The 12,718-nt window shown below is 62.2% G+C and carries 13 protein-coding genes; all 13 read left to right on the top strand.

The features are described 5' to 3' along the window. Nucleotides 1–140: 140 nt before the first annotated feature. On the top strand, nucleotides 141–899 hold the full coding sequence (gene rpsB, locus IPK09_03400; protein MBK7982660.1) for a 30S ribosomal protein S2: 759 nt from the start codon (nucleotides 141–143) through the stop codon (nucleotides 897–899). A gap of 132 nt (nucleotides 900–1,031) precedes the next feature. Continuing rightward, nucleotides 1,032–1,910 (top strand): elongation factor Ts, encoded by an 879-nt coding sequence (locus IPK09_03405; GenBank protein MBK7982661.1) that lies wholly within the window; start codon nucleotides 1,032–1,034, stop codon nucleotides 1,908–1,910. Nucleotides 1,911–2,013: 103 nt separating this feature from the next. Next, entirely contained in the window at nucleotides 2,014–2,739 is a 726-nt protein-coding gene (gene pyrH / locus IPK09_03410; GenBank protein MBK7982662.1) for a UMP kinase, read from the top strand. A 5-nt stretch (nucleotides 2,740–2,744) separates the two neighbouring features. Beyond that, entirely contained in the window at nucleotides 2,745–3,302 is a 558-nt protein-coding gene (frr, locus tag IPK09_03415) for a ribosome recycling factor (protein MBK7982663.1), read from the top strand. A gap of 143 nt (nucleotides 3,303–3,445) precedes the next feature. Then, nucleotides 3,446–4,144: a di-trans,poly-cis-decaprenylcistransferase gene (uppS, locus tag IPK09_03420; GenBank protein ID MBK7982664.1), complete on the top strand. Its 699-nt coding sequence runs from the start codon at nucleotides 3,446–3,448 to the stop codon at nucleotides 4,142–4,144. Then, nucleotides 4,137–4,943, top strand: a complete 807-nt coding sequence (locus IPK09_03425; GenBank protein ID MBK7982665.1) for a phosphatidate cytidylyltransferase — start codon at nucleotides 4,137–4,139, stop codon at nucleotides 4,941–4,943. The genes uppS and IPK09_03425 overlap by 8 nt, the downstream gene beginning before the upstream one ends. Further along, on the top strand, nucleotides 4,916–6,142 hold the full coding sequence (locus IPK09_03430; GenBank protein ID MBK7982666.1) for a 1-deoxy-D-xylulose-5-phosphate reductoisomerase: 1,227 nt from the start codon (nucleotides 4,916–4,918) through the stop codon (nucleotides 6,140–6,142). Before IPK09_03425 ends, IPK09_03430 begins: the two co-directional genes overlap by 28 nt. A 4-nt stretch (nucleotides 6,143–6,146) precedes the next feature. After that, nucleotides 6,147–7,547, top strand: coding sequence for an RIP metalloprotease RseP (rseP, locus tag IPK09_03435; GenBank protein MBK7982667.1), 1,401 nt, complete (start codon nucleotides 6,147–6,149; stop codon nucleotides 7,545–7,547). Between the two features lie 37 nt (nucleotides 7,548–7,584). Further along, a complete protein-coding gene (bamA, locus tag IPK09_03440) occupies nucleotides 7,585–9,873 on the top strand; it encodes an outer membrane protein assembly factor BamA (GenBank protein MBK7982668.1) in 2,289 nt (762 codons plus the stop codon). Between the two features lie 85 nt (nucleotides 9,874–9,958). Further along, a complete protein-coding gene (locus tag IPK09_03445; protein ID MBK7982669.1) occupies nucleotides 9,959–10,444 on the top strand; it encodes an OmpH family outer membrane protein in 486 nt (161 codons plus the stop codon). Between the two features lie 5 nt (nucleotides 10,445–10,449). After that, on the top strand, nucleotides 10,450–11,481 hold the full coding sequence (lpxD, locus tag IPK09_03450) for a UDP-3-O-(3-hydroxymyristoyl)glucosamine N-acyltransferase (GenBank protein MBK7982670.1): 1,032 nt from the start codon (nucleotides 10,450–10,452) through the stop codon (nucleotides 11,479–11,481). Nucleotides 11,482–11,502: 21 nt separating this feature from the next. Continuing rightward, nucleotides 11,503–11,943: a 3-hydroxyacyl-ACP dehydratase FabZ gene (gene fabZ / locus IPK09_03455; GenBank protein MBK7982671.1), complete on the top strand. Its 441-nt coding sequence runs from the start codon at nucleotides 11,503–11,505 to the stop codon at nucleotides 11,941–11,943. Then, nucleotides 11,940–12,713, top strand: coding sequence for an acyl-ACP--UDP-N-acetylglucosamine O-acyltransferase (gene lpxA / locus IPK09_03460; GenBank protein MBK7982672.1), 774 nt, complete (start codon nucleotides 11,940–11,942; stop codon nucleotides 12,711–12,713). The genes fabZ and lpxA overlap by 4 nt, the downstream gene beginning before the upstream one ends. The last annotated feature ends 5 nt before the right edge of the window (nucleotides 12,714–12,718 follow it).

The following is a 12,718-nucleotide window of genomic DNA, read 5'->3' on the forward strand; positions in this document are numbered from 1 at the left end:
GCGCGCGCCTTAATGGCAAACCTTACTGAGATTTTTTAATCCGCACATCCGCCGACACGGCTGGCCGGGTGCCCCCTGTGGGTCGCTGGCCGGGGCGGATGGAGGCTCAACCCTGATTCTGATGAGGAGACTGTTCGGCGATGGCGACTATTTCAATGCGCCAGATGCTGGAGGCCGGCGTGCATTTCGGCCACCAGACGCGTTACTGGAACCCCAAAATGGCTCCGTATATTTTCGGAGCGCGCAGCAAAATTCACATCATCAATTTGGAAAAGACCCTACCGCTGTACCTGGACGCGCTGAATTACGTGGGGAAAATGGCGTCCAAGGGCGGAAAGATCCTGCTGGTCGGCACCAAGCGCTCCGCGCGCGAGGCGACCGCCGAGGCGGCGATCCGGGGCGGTATGCCCTATGTCAACCATCGCTGGCTGGGCGGTATGTTGACCAATTTCAAAACGGTCCGCCAGTCGATCAAGCGGCTTAAGGAGCTGGAATTGATGGCGCAGGACGGCACCTTCGACCGCTTGGCCAAGAAGGAAGTGATCGGCTTGCGCCGGGAGATGGACAAGCTGGAGCGCAGCCTGGGCGGCATCAAGGACATGGCCAGTCTGCCGGATGCCTTGTTCGTGATCGATGTCGGCCACGAGCGAATCGCCGTTCAGGAAGCCAATAAGCTGGGGATTCCCGTGCTCGGCGTGGTGGATACCAACCACTCCCCCGACGGCGTGAACTACGTCATCCCCGGTAACGACGACGCCATCCGCGCCATCCAGCTGTACGTCGGCGGCGTGGCTGAGGCGGCGCTGGAGGGCCGGGCGCTGCTGGCGTCCGGTCGCAGCGCCGAGGAAGAATTCGTTGAAATTCCCGAGGAACCGCTCCCGGCTGAAGGCGGCGTTTGAACCCCTGGCGGCGCTGTTGCAAGAGGGCTCGCGCGCTCGGCGCGCGGGCTTTTTTTGCGGGATTGCGGCCGTTCAGGCTGATTTCATGAAGCAGGTTTTACTTTAGCTCGATTTTGTCAGAGGTAGGCAAGCATGGCGGACATTACGGCGGCGCTGGTCAAGGAGCTGCGGGAGCGCACAGGTTCGGGGATGATGGAATGCAAAAAGGCCCTGCAAGAAACCGGTGGTGATATCGAGGCGGCGGTCGAGTTGATGCGCAAGGCCGGTCAGGCCAAGGCCGACAAGAAGGCCAGCCGCGTCGCCGCCGAAGGCCTGATCGCGATCAAGCACACCACCGGCGCGGCCGCCATGGTCGAGATCAATTGCGAAACCGATTTCGTCACCAAAAACGATGATTTCCGGGCGTTCGTCGCCGCGGTGGCCGAAACCGCGCTCGCCGTGGGGCCGGTCGATCTGGACGCGCTGCTGGCGGCCAACATGGCCAACGGCCAGAGCGTCGAGCAGAACCGGCGCGACTGCATCGCCAAGATCGGTGAGAACATCAACGTCCGGCGCTGCGTCCGGTTCAGCAACCCCAAGGGCGTGCTGGGCAGTTACCTGCACGGCACCCGCATCGGAGTGCTGGTGGAGTTGGCGGGCGGCGACGCCGAGCTGGCCAAGGACATCGCCATGCACGTGGCCGCCAGCCGGCCGCTGTGCGTCAGCGCCGCTCAGGTTCCGGCCGAGGTGGTGGCCAAGGAGAAGGAAATCTACGCCGCCCAGGCCGCGACCAGCGGCAAACCGGCCAACATCATCGAAAAGATGGTCGAGGGCCGCTTGCGCAAGTATTTCGACGAAATCACCTTGCTGGGTCAAGCCTTCGTCAAGGACCCCGACCAAACCGTGGAAAAATTGCTCGCGGCCCGCAACGCCAAGGTGGTCCGGTTCGAGCGCTTCGAACTGGGAGAGGGCATCGAAAAAAAGGCCGATAATTTTGCCGCCGAGGTGATGGCCCAAGTTCGCGGCGATTGAACGAACCGCCGGACCGCGACCTGTCCGGCGCCCGCCCCTGCCGTCCTTACCGTTAATACAGTACAATCCGCCCGTTGTCATCCTACGGATCGCGCCGATGCCCATGCAGGATTCCAGACCGATCTACAAGCGGATTCTCCTCAAGCTCAGCGGTGAGGCCCTGATGGGCGAGGGGGATTTTGGAATCGATACCGAAGTGCTCGCCCGCATCGCCGGCGAGGTGGGTCAGTTGAGCCGGCTCGGCGTGGGGGTGGGCATGGTGATCGGCGGTGGGAATCTGTTTCGTGGGGCCGGCTTGGCCAAGGCCGGCATGGACCGGGTGACCGCCGATCACATGGGGATGCTGGCGACCGTGATGAACTCGCTGGCCATGCAGGACACCCTGGAACGGCTCGGCGTGTTCACGCGGGTGATGTCGGCGGTGCGCGTCAATCAGGTCTGCGAGGATTACATCCGCCGTCGTGCCATCCGTCATCTGGAAAAAGGCCGGGTGGTGATTTTCGCCGCCGGCACCGGCAACCCGTTTTTCACCACCGACTCCGCCGCCAGCCTGCGCGCCATTGAGATCAACGCCGAGGTGATGATCAAGGCTACGAAGGTGGACGGCATTTATTCCGCCGATCCTTTCAAGGATCCAACGGCGGTGCGCTACGACCGGCTCACCTACGACGAAGCCCTGGCCCGCAAGCTTCAGGTGATGGACGCCACGGCCATCGTGATGTGTCGCGAGCACGACCTGCCGCTGAAAGTATTCAACATCAATCGCCACGGTGATCTGGTGCGGATCGTGTGCGGGGACAATCTGGGCACTTCCGTGGTGCGGGAATGACGACCATGATCGATGATCTTAAAAAAGAATCCGCCGACCGGATGGTCAAAAGCGTCGACAGCCTCAAGCAGGAATTGACCAAGTTGCGCACGGGCCGGGCCCATGCCAGCCTGCTGGATCACCTTATGGTCGGTTATTACGGTTCCGACGTGCCGCTCAATCAGGTCGCCTCGGTCGGGATCGCCGATGCCCGGACCTTGCTGGTGACGCCTTGGGAAAAGAACCTGATCGGACCGATCGAAAAAGCCATTCTGAAATCCGATCTGGGGTTGAATCCGGCCTCCGCCGGCACCACGATCCGGGTGCCGTTGCCGGCGCTGACCGAGGAGCGCCGCCGCGATCTGGTCAAGGTCGTCCGCCACGAAGGCGAAGGCGCCAAGGTGGCGATCCGCAACATTCGCCGCGACGCCAACAACCAGCTCAAAACCCTGCTCAAGGACAAGAAAATTACCGAAGATGCCGAACGTCAGGCGCAGGATGAGATCCAGAAACTCACCGACCGACACATTCAAGCGGTGGATAAGGCGCTGGCGGCCAAAGAGGCCGAATTGATGGAAATCTGACCGAGCCATGGGGCGGGGACCGGCGAGTCCGATGAACATTGGGATCGGGACTTTCCCGAAGGTCAGCTGATACTTTGGACGCGCCGCCAGTTTCGGATGCCGCGACGCCGAGCGACCGGTTGCCCCGCCATGTCGCCATCGTCATGGACGGCAACGGGCGTTGGGCGCAGCAGCGGTCCCTGCCGCGCGCGGCCGGCCATCGAGAGGGCGCCAGGACGGTGCGCCGGATCGTGCAGGCGTGCAGCGAACGCGGTATCGAGGTGCTGACCTTGTTTGCGTTCAGCAGCGAGAACTGGCGCCGGCCCCGGCCGGAAATCGAAGTCTTGATGAATTTGTTTCTGACCACCTTGCGCGGCGAGATTCGCCGGATGGACAACGCCAACATCCAGTTGCGCTTTATCGGCGAACCGACGGCGTTCTCCCCGACCTTGCAGGATTACATCAGTAAAGCCGAGCGGCGCACGTCCAAGAACACGGGCCTGACGCTGGTGATCGCCGCCAATTACGGCGGGCGTTGGGACATCGCCCAAGCGGCGCGCCGGCTGTCCGAGGAGGTAGTGGCGGGGCGGCTACGGTGCGGGGACATTACCCCCAGCGCCTTGCACCACCATACCTGTTTGGCCGATTTGCCCGAGCCGGATTTGTTCATCCGCACCGCCGGCGAGCAACGCATCAGCAATTTTCTGCTGTGGCAAATGGCCTATACGGAATTATATTTCACCGACCGGCTGTGGCCGGATTTCGGACCCGCCGATCTGGAGGCGGCGTGCGCGGCCTTCGCGGGCCGGGAGCGCCGCTTCGGGTTGACCGGCGAGCAAATCGCGCGGGGGCGGCGTGCTTAAGCAGCGCATCTTGACCGCCTTGGTGCTGGCTGTCATCGTGGTGTGGGCGGTGCTGGAATTGCCCGCCGTTGGTTTCGGCGTGGCCCTGTTGGTGGTGATTCTGCCCGGCGCCTGGGAATGGGCGAGGCTGGCGGGCTGGAACGGCGCCCGCGAACGGCTGTGGTATGTGGCGGCGGTGCTGGCCTTGATTTTACTGAGCTGGCCGCTGCTCGGGAAAAGCGGCTTTATCGGCGCTCTGCTGGTTGCCGTGGTCGGGGCTTGGTGCGGGGCGTTGGTTTGGTTGCGGCGTTACGCCGGCCGCCCGGAACGGTCGCGCCCCATGACGGTGGCGGTGGCCGGGTTGGTGGTGCTGGCCGCGCCCTGGGCGGCGCTGATGGCGTTGCGCGCCGACTATGGCCCGCGTTCCGTAGTGTTCCTGCTGCTGCTGGTTTGGGCGGCCGATATCGGCGCCTACTTCGCCGGGCGGCGTTGGGGGCGGCGCAAGCTGGCCCCGGCCATCAGCCCCGGTAAGACCTGGGAAGGCGCGCTGGGCGGCGGTCTGGCGACTCTGGTTCTCGCCCTGGTCGGCGCGGCCTTTCTGAAGGTCGGCGCCAGCGGGTTCGGATTTGTCGCCGTTTGCCTCATCACGATGGGATTTTCCATTGCGGGCGATTTGTTCGAGAGCATGATGAAGCGCCAGTCCGGCCTGAAAGACAGTGGTTCGCTGCTGCCCGGTCACGGCGGGGTGCTCGACCGGGTCGATAGCCTGAGCGCCGCCGCGCCGGTCTTTCTATTGGGCCTTTACGGGATCGGGCCGTGAGCGCGCGCATCGGCGTCACCATTCTCGGTTCGACCGGCTCGATCGGAGTCAGCACGCTCGACGTGTTGCAACGCCACGCCGACCGGTTTCGGGTGGTGGCCCTGACCGCCGATCGGGATGTCGAGGGCCTGCTCCAACAGTGCCTGACCCACGAACCTTCAGTCGCGGTGATGGCCGACTTCCAGGCTGCCCAGCGGTTGCAAGACCGCTTGCTGGCGCTCGGCAGACCGATCGAGGTTTTGGCGGGCGTGGCGGGTTTGGAGCAGGTGGCGGCCGCGGACGAGGCCGCTTATGTCATGGCCGCCATCGTTGGCGCCGCCGGATTGCTACCGACGCTGGCGGCGGCGCGGGCCGGCAAGCGGGTGCTGTTGGCCAACAAGGAAGCACTGGTCATGGCCGGCCCGCTGTTCGTGGCGGCGGTGCGGGAGGGTGGCGCGGAGCTGTTGCCGATCGACAGCGAGCACAACGCGATTTTTCAATGCTTGCCGGCGGGATTGTCCGCCGGCGATGGCATCGCCCGCTCCGACGTACGGCGGATTTTGTTGACCGGCTCGGGAGGTCCGTTCCGGCTCACGCCGTTGGAGCGGTTGCCGGAAGCAACGCCGGATCAAGCGTGCGCGCATCCGAACTGGCGCATGGGCCGCAAGATTTCGGTGGACTCGGCCACGATGATGAACAAGGGTCTGGAGGTGATCGAAGCCTGTTGGTTGTTCGGCGCGGCGCCCGCACAGATCGAGGTGGTCGTGCATCCGCAGAGCGTGATTCACTCGATGGTGGAGTACCGGGACGGTTCGGTGCTGGCGCAATTGGGCAATCCTGACATGCGTGTGCCCATCGCGCACGCCCTGGCGTGGCCGCGGCGCTTGGACTCGGGCGCCGGGTTTGTCGATTTTGCCCGGCTGGCCGCACTGGAGTTTCAAGCGCCTGATTTCGGTCGGTTTCCCTGTTTGCGGCTGGCGTTCGCCGCCCTGAAGGCGGGCGGTACCGCGCCGGCGATCTTGAATGCGGCCAACGAGGTGGCCGTGCGCGCTTTTTTGGAGCGGCGCATCCGGTTCACCGCCATCGCGGCCGTGGTGGAGCACGTCTTGGAGCGGGTCTGCCACCACCCGACCGAGACGCTGGCCCGAATTCTCGAAGACGATGCCCTGGCCCGCAACGTGGCCGGTGAGTGGATCGCGGCGCGACCGTTGGAGGCGTGAGATGCTGAACTCGCTGGTTTCGCTGTTGGCGTTTGTGGTGACCTTGGGCCTGCTGATCACGGTGCATGAGTTCGGACATTTCTGGGTGGCGCGTCGGCTGGGCGTCAAGGTGCTGCGTTTTTCCATCGGGTTCGGCCGGCCGCTGTGGCAATGGCGGGGCCGGGATGGCGTGGAGTACGTCATCGCCGTGCTGCCGTTGGGCGGTTACGTCAAGATGCTGGACGAGCGCGAAGGTGAGGTGCCGCCCGCCGACTTGGAGCGGGCTTTCAACCGCAAGCCGCTCGGTTCGCGCATCGCCATCGTGCTGGCCGGTCCGCTGGGCAATTTCTTGTTCGCCATTCTGGCTTACAGCCTGATGTTCGCCGTTGGCGTTCCTGGCGCCAAGCCATTGCTGGACGCCCCGAAACCGGGTTCGCTGGCGGCGGCGGGCGGCTTTCAGAAAGGCGACTTGGTGGTGGCCGTCGACGGTGAGCCCACTCCCTCGCTGAGCGCGGTGATGCTGGCTCTGGTGGAGCGCGCCATGGATGAGGAGGTCATTCGGGTGGTAGTCATGCCGGAATGCGATGTCGATTGCTCCAGCGAGGGGGCCGACGGCGACCGCGGCTCCACCAAGACCCGCACGCTGGATGTTCGCGGCGCCCGGCAATTGTCCGGCGCGGCGTTGGTCTTTGACGGCGTGGGCTTGGTTCCGTGGCGTTTGGTGGTGCCGGCGGTGATCGGCCAGCTATCCGCCGGCGGCGCGGCGGAGCGCGCCGGATTTCAGCCGGGCGATCGCATCATCGCGGCGGATGGCGTTCCGGTCCTGGATTGGCAGCATTGGCGCGAGATGATCGAGCGCCATCCCGAGCAGCCTTTTAAGGTCCAAATCGAGCGCCACGGCGTCCGGCAGATCTTGGCGCTCACGCCGGATAGGAGAGAGAACGACCAGGGCAAGCAGGTCGGTTTTGTCGGCGCCATGGCCGATATACCGGAAGACCTCGCCCAGAACTTGCGTGTCGTGGTACGTTATGGCCTGCTGGAGGCGGTCGGCGCGGCGATCGAGAAAACCTGGGAGATGTCCTGGCTGACCTTGCGCATGTTGGGCCGTATGCTGGTCGGCAAGGCGTCCCTGGACAATATCAGCGGGCCGCTGACCATCGCCCAATTCGCGGGGCAGGCCGCCAACGCGGGCGTTTTGGCTTTCCTGTCGATGCTGGCTCTGGTCAGCCTCAGTCTGGGGGTTTTGAATTTGCTGCCTGTTCCGGTATTGGACGGCGGTCATGTCCTGTATTACCTGATCGAATGGATCAAGGGCAGTCCCTTATCGGAGGCGGTGCAAAATCTGGGACAGCAGGTGGGTATCGCTGTCTTGCTGCTGCTGATGGGGTTGGCCCTGTTCAATGATTTCAGCCGTCTGTTAGGTTAGGGCCGGCCGTTCTGGTCCGAGGGGAAACCACTCGCTCATGAAACCGTATCGCTGTTTGCTGTTCGCTGCTGGTCTGTGGGCCGCGGCCTCCGGCGCGCGCGCCGCGCAATTTGTCGTGCAAGACATCCAGGTCGAGGGCCTGCAACGGGTTTCCGCCGGCACGGTGTTCAACTACTTGCCCGTTCAGGTCGGTTCGACCGTTGCGGAGAAGGATTATCCCGAGATCATCCGGGCGCTGTTTCGCACCGGTTTCTTCGCGGACGTCAATTTGGAGCGCAAGGGCAACGTGTTGGTGGTGACCGTGACCGAACGGCCGGCCATCGCCGAGGTTCGCCTGTCCGGCAACCGGGACATCAGCACCGAGGATCTGAAAAAGGCGCTGACCGGCGTCGGATTGGCGGAAGGCCGAGTGTTCGACCGATCGTTGCTGGATAAAGTCGAACAGGAATTACTGCAACAGTATTACAGCCGGGGGCGCTACGGAGTTCGGGTCAAGAGTCAGGTGCAAGCGCTGGAGCGCAACCGGGTGGCGATCGCCATCGACATCGCGGAAGGCGCGGTGGCCAGCATCAACCGAATCAACATCATCGGTAACAAGGCGTTCAGCGAGAAGGAGCTTTTGAAACAATTGCAGTCGTCCACGAGCGGCTGGTTCTCGTTTTTCACCAAGGACGATCAATATTCCAAGCAGAAGCTGGCGGCCGACATCGAAAGTCTGCGCTCTTTCTATCTGGATCGGGGCTATCTCAAGTTCAACGTCGAATCGACCCAGGTCTCGATCACCCCGGACAAGCAGGATGTGTACATCACCGTCAACATCAATGAAGGCGAGCGTTACACCCTGGAAGATGTGGCCTTGTCAGGCAACTTCGGCGTCGTCCCGGAGCAGGACTTGCGCAAGCTGATCACCATCAAGCAGGGGGACACCTTTTCCCGCGCCAAGATGGCCGAGGTCGCCAAGAAAATGAGCGAGCGCCTGGGCGAGGAAGGCTATGCCTTCGCCAATGTCAATACCGTGCCGCGCCTGGACGACGAAAACAAGAAAGTCGCGATCAATTTCGCAATCGATCCAGGCCGGCGGGTTTACGTGCGCCGCATCAACTTTCAGGGTAACAGCAAAACCCAAGATGAAGTGCTGCGCCGGGAGTTGCGGCAAACCGAGGGCGGATGGATTTCGGGCAAGGATCTCGAACGTTCCAAGACCCGCTTGCAACGTCTGGATTACCTAGAAAGCGTCAATGTCGAAACGCCCGCCGTACCCGGCACCAACGATCAGGTGGACGTGAACTACACGATCGTCGAACGCTCCTCCAACAGCGTGATGTTCGGCATCGGTTACGGCCAAGAATCGGGTTTGTTGCTCAACGCCAGTCTGACCCAGAACAACTTTTTGGGGACCGGCAATCAGTTGGGTATCGTCTTCAACAACAGCGACATCGGCCAAAACTACAACATTTCCTTTAACAATCCTTATTATACGCTAGACGGCGTCAGCCTCGGTTTCCGGCTGTTCTACCGGGCCATCGACAGCTCCCAGCTCAACACCTCCAACTACACGCAGAACATTTACGGCGGCCAGATCAATTTCGGCTTTCCGTTGAACGAATTCGATACGTTGCGCCTCAGCCCCGGCTACGAACACATCTGGTTCGACACCCAAACGGACACCGCGCCCGAAGTGGTGGATTATCTGCGCAAGCACGGTGATTCCTACGATCAATTCAAGCTGGATGGCGGTTGGGCGCACGATACCCGCGACCGGGCTATTTTTCCGACCAGCGGCAGCCTGAACCAGCTCTCGGCGCAAGTCGCCCTACCCGGTAGCACGGCGGAATTTTATAAATTGAATTACCGAGGCGTCGCTTATTTCCCGTTCGCGCCCTGGCTGACGTGGTCGCTTGGCGGTGAGGTCGGCTATGGCAACGGCTACGGCGGTACCGACGGCCTGCCCTTTTTCGAAAACTTTTATGCGGGCGGCTTGCGGTCGGTGCGAGGTTATAAAGCCAATACGCTGGGGCCTCGCTATAGTAATAACGATCCCAGCGGGGGCGCGTTCAAGACGATTGCCAGCACCCAATTGATTTTCCCGGTGCCTTTCGTTGAAAAATCCGAAAATGTGCGGGTGGCGGCGTTCCTGGACGCCGGTAACGTTTTTTCGACCGTGGATGGCTTCGATGCCGGCGAATTGCGCTATTCCGTCGGCCTTTCAGGGACATGGATCTCTCCGTTTGGCCCTTTGGTATTAAGCGTTGCCGCGCCGCTCAATGAAAAAGACGGTGATGAAACGGAAGCCTTCCAATTCTCGTTCGGCATTCCGATTAATTGAAGCCGGTCGGGGAATGGGTTTTTGGTGGTTTGTTTGCAATAGTTCGCTGATGGAGGTATCGATTTTGAAGCTCTTGAAAACTCTGATGGTTGCAACGGCGCTGTCGCTGCCGTTTTTGCCGGTGCAGGCGGCCGAATTGAAGATTGGTTTCGTCAGCATCGCTGAGATTCTGAAAAGCGCCCCGCAGGCGGAAGCCGCCAGCAAGCGGCTGGAAAAGGAATTCGCCCCCCGGCAGAAGGGCTTGGTCGAAGCGCAGAAAGCGCTGCGCAAACAGGAAGAACGCTTGTCCAAGGACGGCGCGGTAATGGGCGACAGCCAGCGCCGGAGCCTGGAGGGCGATATCCGCAATCAGGCGCGCGAGCTGAAGCGGACCAGCGATGAATTCCGCGAAGATTTCAACCTGCGCCGCAACGAGGAATTGGGCAAGTTTCAAAAGGAGGTGCTGGAGGTGATCAACGGGGTTGCCAAGGAAGAAGGCTTCGATCTGATCGTCAATGACGGCGCGACGCTGTATGTCAGTTCGCAGGTGGACGTGACCAAAAAAGTTCTCAGCCGCCTGACCTCCAAGTAACCACGATGCCCACGCTGGGGGAGGTCGCCGCGGTCGCCAACCTACGCTTGCAAGGCTGCGAGGCCGCGACGGTCGTCACCGGAGTGGCTCCCTTGCATCAGGCCGGACCCGGCTACATCAGCTTTTTGACCCATCCGCGCTACCGCCAGTATTTGGCGGCCACCCGCGCCGCCGCGGTTATCCTGTCGGCCGAAGACGCCGCCGGTTGTCCCGCGCCCGCGCTGGTGGCCGATAATCCTCAAGTCGCCTACGCGCGGGCGGCCACCCTGTTCGAACCGGCGCCGCCGGCCGAAACCGGCGTTCATCCCACTGCCTGGGTGAATCCCAGCGCTCGCATCGCGGCCGATGCCTGGATCGGACCGCAGTGCACGGTCGAAGCGGGTGCGGTGATCGAGGCCGGCGTTTTCGTGGGACCCAATTGCGTCATCGGCGCGGGGGCCACGCTGGGGGAAAACACCCGTTTGGTGGCTCAGGTGACGGTTTGCCATCGGGTTCGGCTCGGCCGCCGGGTTTTGGTGCATCCGGGAGCGGTGATCGGCAGCGACGGTTTTGGGTTGGCGCTCGATCGAGGGGGGCGTTGGCTCAAGATTCCCCAGCTCGGCAGCGTGCTGGTTGGCGATGATGTGGAAATCGGCGCCAACACCACCATCGACCGCGGCGCTTTGGAAGATACCGTGATCGAAGAGGGTGTGAAGTTGGACAATCAAATCCAAGTCGCTCACAACGTGCGGATCGGCGCTCACAGCGCATTGGCGGGTTGCGTCGGCATCGCCGGCAGCGTCCGCGTCGGACGCCACTGCATGGTGGGCGGCGGGGTTGGAATCGCCGGCCATCTGGAAATCGCGGATCGGGTTCAGGTGACTGGTATGTCGCTGGTGACGAAATCCATTGTCGAGTCCGGTATCTATTCCTCGGGGTTGGCGGTGGAGTCGAACCGGACCTGGAACAAGATCAGCGCGCGCCTGCGTCAGTTGGATGGCCTGTTCCGACGCGTGACGGCCTTGGAAAAAACAATCGACCAAGACGGCTCCACTTGAGAGGGTTAAGCCTTGGAAATCATGGAAATCAAGGAAATTCTGGAATATTTGCCCCATCGTTATCCCTTTTTGCTGATCGACCGGGTGCTGGCGCTGGAACCGGGTCAGTCGCTGATCGGCCTCAAGAACGTCAGCTTCAACGAACCTTATTTTTTGGGGCACTTCCCGCAGCGGCCGATCATGCCCGGTGTGTTAATCCTGGAGGCGCTGGCTCAAGCGACCGGCGTGCTGGCGTTCAAGAGCGAGAGCGAGCGGCCCGACCATCGCTCCATGTATTATCTAGTGGGCGTCGATAACGCTCGCTTCAAACGGCCGGTCGAACCGGGCGATCAGTTGATCCTGGGCGTTCGGGTGGATCGCATCAAACGCGGGGTGGGCAAGTTCGTCTGTGAAGCCAAGGTGGATGGCCAGTTGGTGGCGTCCGCCGATGTGATGTGCGCCAAGCGGGATATCGAACCGTGATCGACCCGCGCGCCGTGGTGGACCCGTCGGCTCGTCTGGCGCCGGATGTGACGGTGGGGCCATTTTCGGTGATCGGCGCGGAAGTGGAAATCGACGCCGGAACCTGGATCGGTCCGCATGTGGTGATTCAGGGCCCAACCCATATCGGTTGCGACAACCGGATTTTTCAGTTCGCTTCGCTGGGCGAAATGCCGCAAGACAAGAAGTATGGCGGCGAGCCGACCCGGTTGGACATCGGGGATCGCAACACCATCCGCGAGTTCGTGACCATCAATCGCGGTACCGCGCAGGACGCCGGCCTGACCCGGCTGGGTGATGACAACTGGATCATGGCTTACGTTCATATCGCCCATGATTGCATGGTGGGCGACCGCACGATTTTCGCCAATGGAGCTTCGCTGGCGGGCCACGTCCACATCGAGGACGATGTGGTCTTGGGGGGGTTTGCCCTGGTGTATCAATTCACCCGGCTGGGAATGCACAGCTTTTGCGGCTTCGCCTGCGGCGTGCATCGCGACGTGCCGCCTTATGTCACCGTAGCCGGCTATCGCGCCGAGCCTTACGGGATCAACGCCGAAGGCCTACGCCGCCGCGATTTTTCCGATGAGGAAATTCAGGCGATCCGCCGGGCCTATAAAGTGATTTATCGGGCCAATCTGCGCTTGGAGGAAGCCGTGGAAAAGGTGCGGGACATGACGGCGGAATGGCCGCGCTTGCACATTCTGGCCGACTTCCTGGCGGCCCCGTCCCGCAACGGTATCGTGCGCTAGCGACG

It is taken from the genome of Candidatus Competibacteraceae bacterium (assembly GCA_016713505.1).
Taxonomy (GTDB): domain Bacteria; phylum Pseudomonadota; class Gammaproteobacteria; order Competibacterales; family Competibacteraceae; genus Competibacter_A.

What these genes read in the sequence shown, in the direction of transcription:
- rpsB (MBK7982660.1), top strand. Translation starts at nt 141, where the DNA reads ATGGCGACTATTTCAATGCGCCAGATGCTGGAGGCCGGCGTGCATTTC.
- IPK09_03405 (MBK7982661.1), top strand. Translation starts at nt 1,032, where the DNA reads ATGGCGGACATTACGGCGGCGCTGGTCAAGGAGCTGCGGGAGCGCACA.
- pyrH (MBK7982662.1), top strand. Translation starts at nt 2,014, where the DNA reads ATGCAGGATTCCAGACCGATCTACAAGCGGATTCTCCTCAAGCTCAGC.
- frr (MBK7982663.1), top strand. Translation starts at nt 2,745, where the DNA reads ATGATCGATGATCTTAAAAAAGAATCCGCCGACCGGATGGTCAAAAGC.
- uppS (MBK7982664.1), top strand. Translation starts at nt 3,446, where the DNA reads ATGGACGGCAACGGGCGTTGGGCGCAGCAGCGGTCCCTGCCGCGCGCG.
- bamA (MBK7982668.1), top strand. Translation starts at nt 7,585, where the DNA reads ATGAAACCGTATCGCTGTTTGCTGTTCGCTGCTGGTCTGTGGGCCGCG.
- IPK09_03445 (MBK7982669.1), top strand. Translation starts at nt 9,959, where the DNA reads ATGGTTGCAACGGCGCTGTCGCTGCCGTTTTTGCCGGTGCAGGCGGCC.
- lpxD (MBK7982670.1), top strand. Translation starts at nt 10,450, where the DNA reads ATGCCCACGCTGGGGGAGGTCGCCGCGGTCGCCAACCTACGCTTGCAA.
- fabZ (MBK7982671.1), top strand. Translation starts at nt 11,503, where the DNA reads ATGGAAATCAAGGAAATTCTGGAATATTTGCCCCATCGTTATCCCTTT.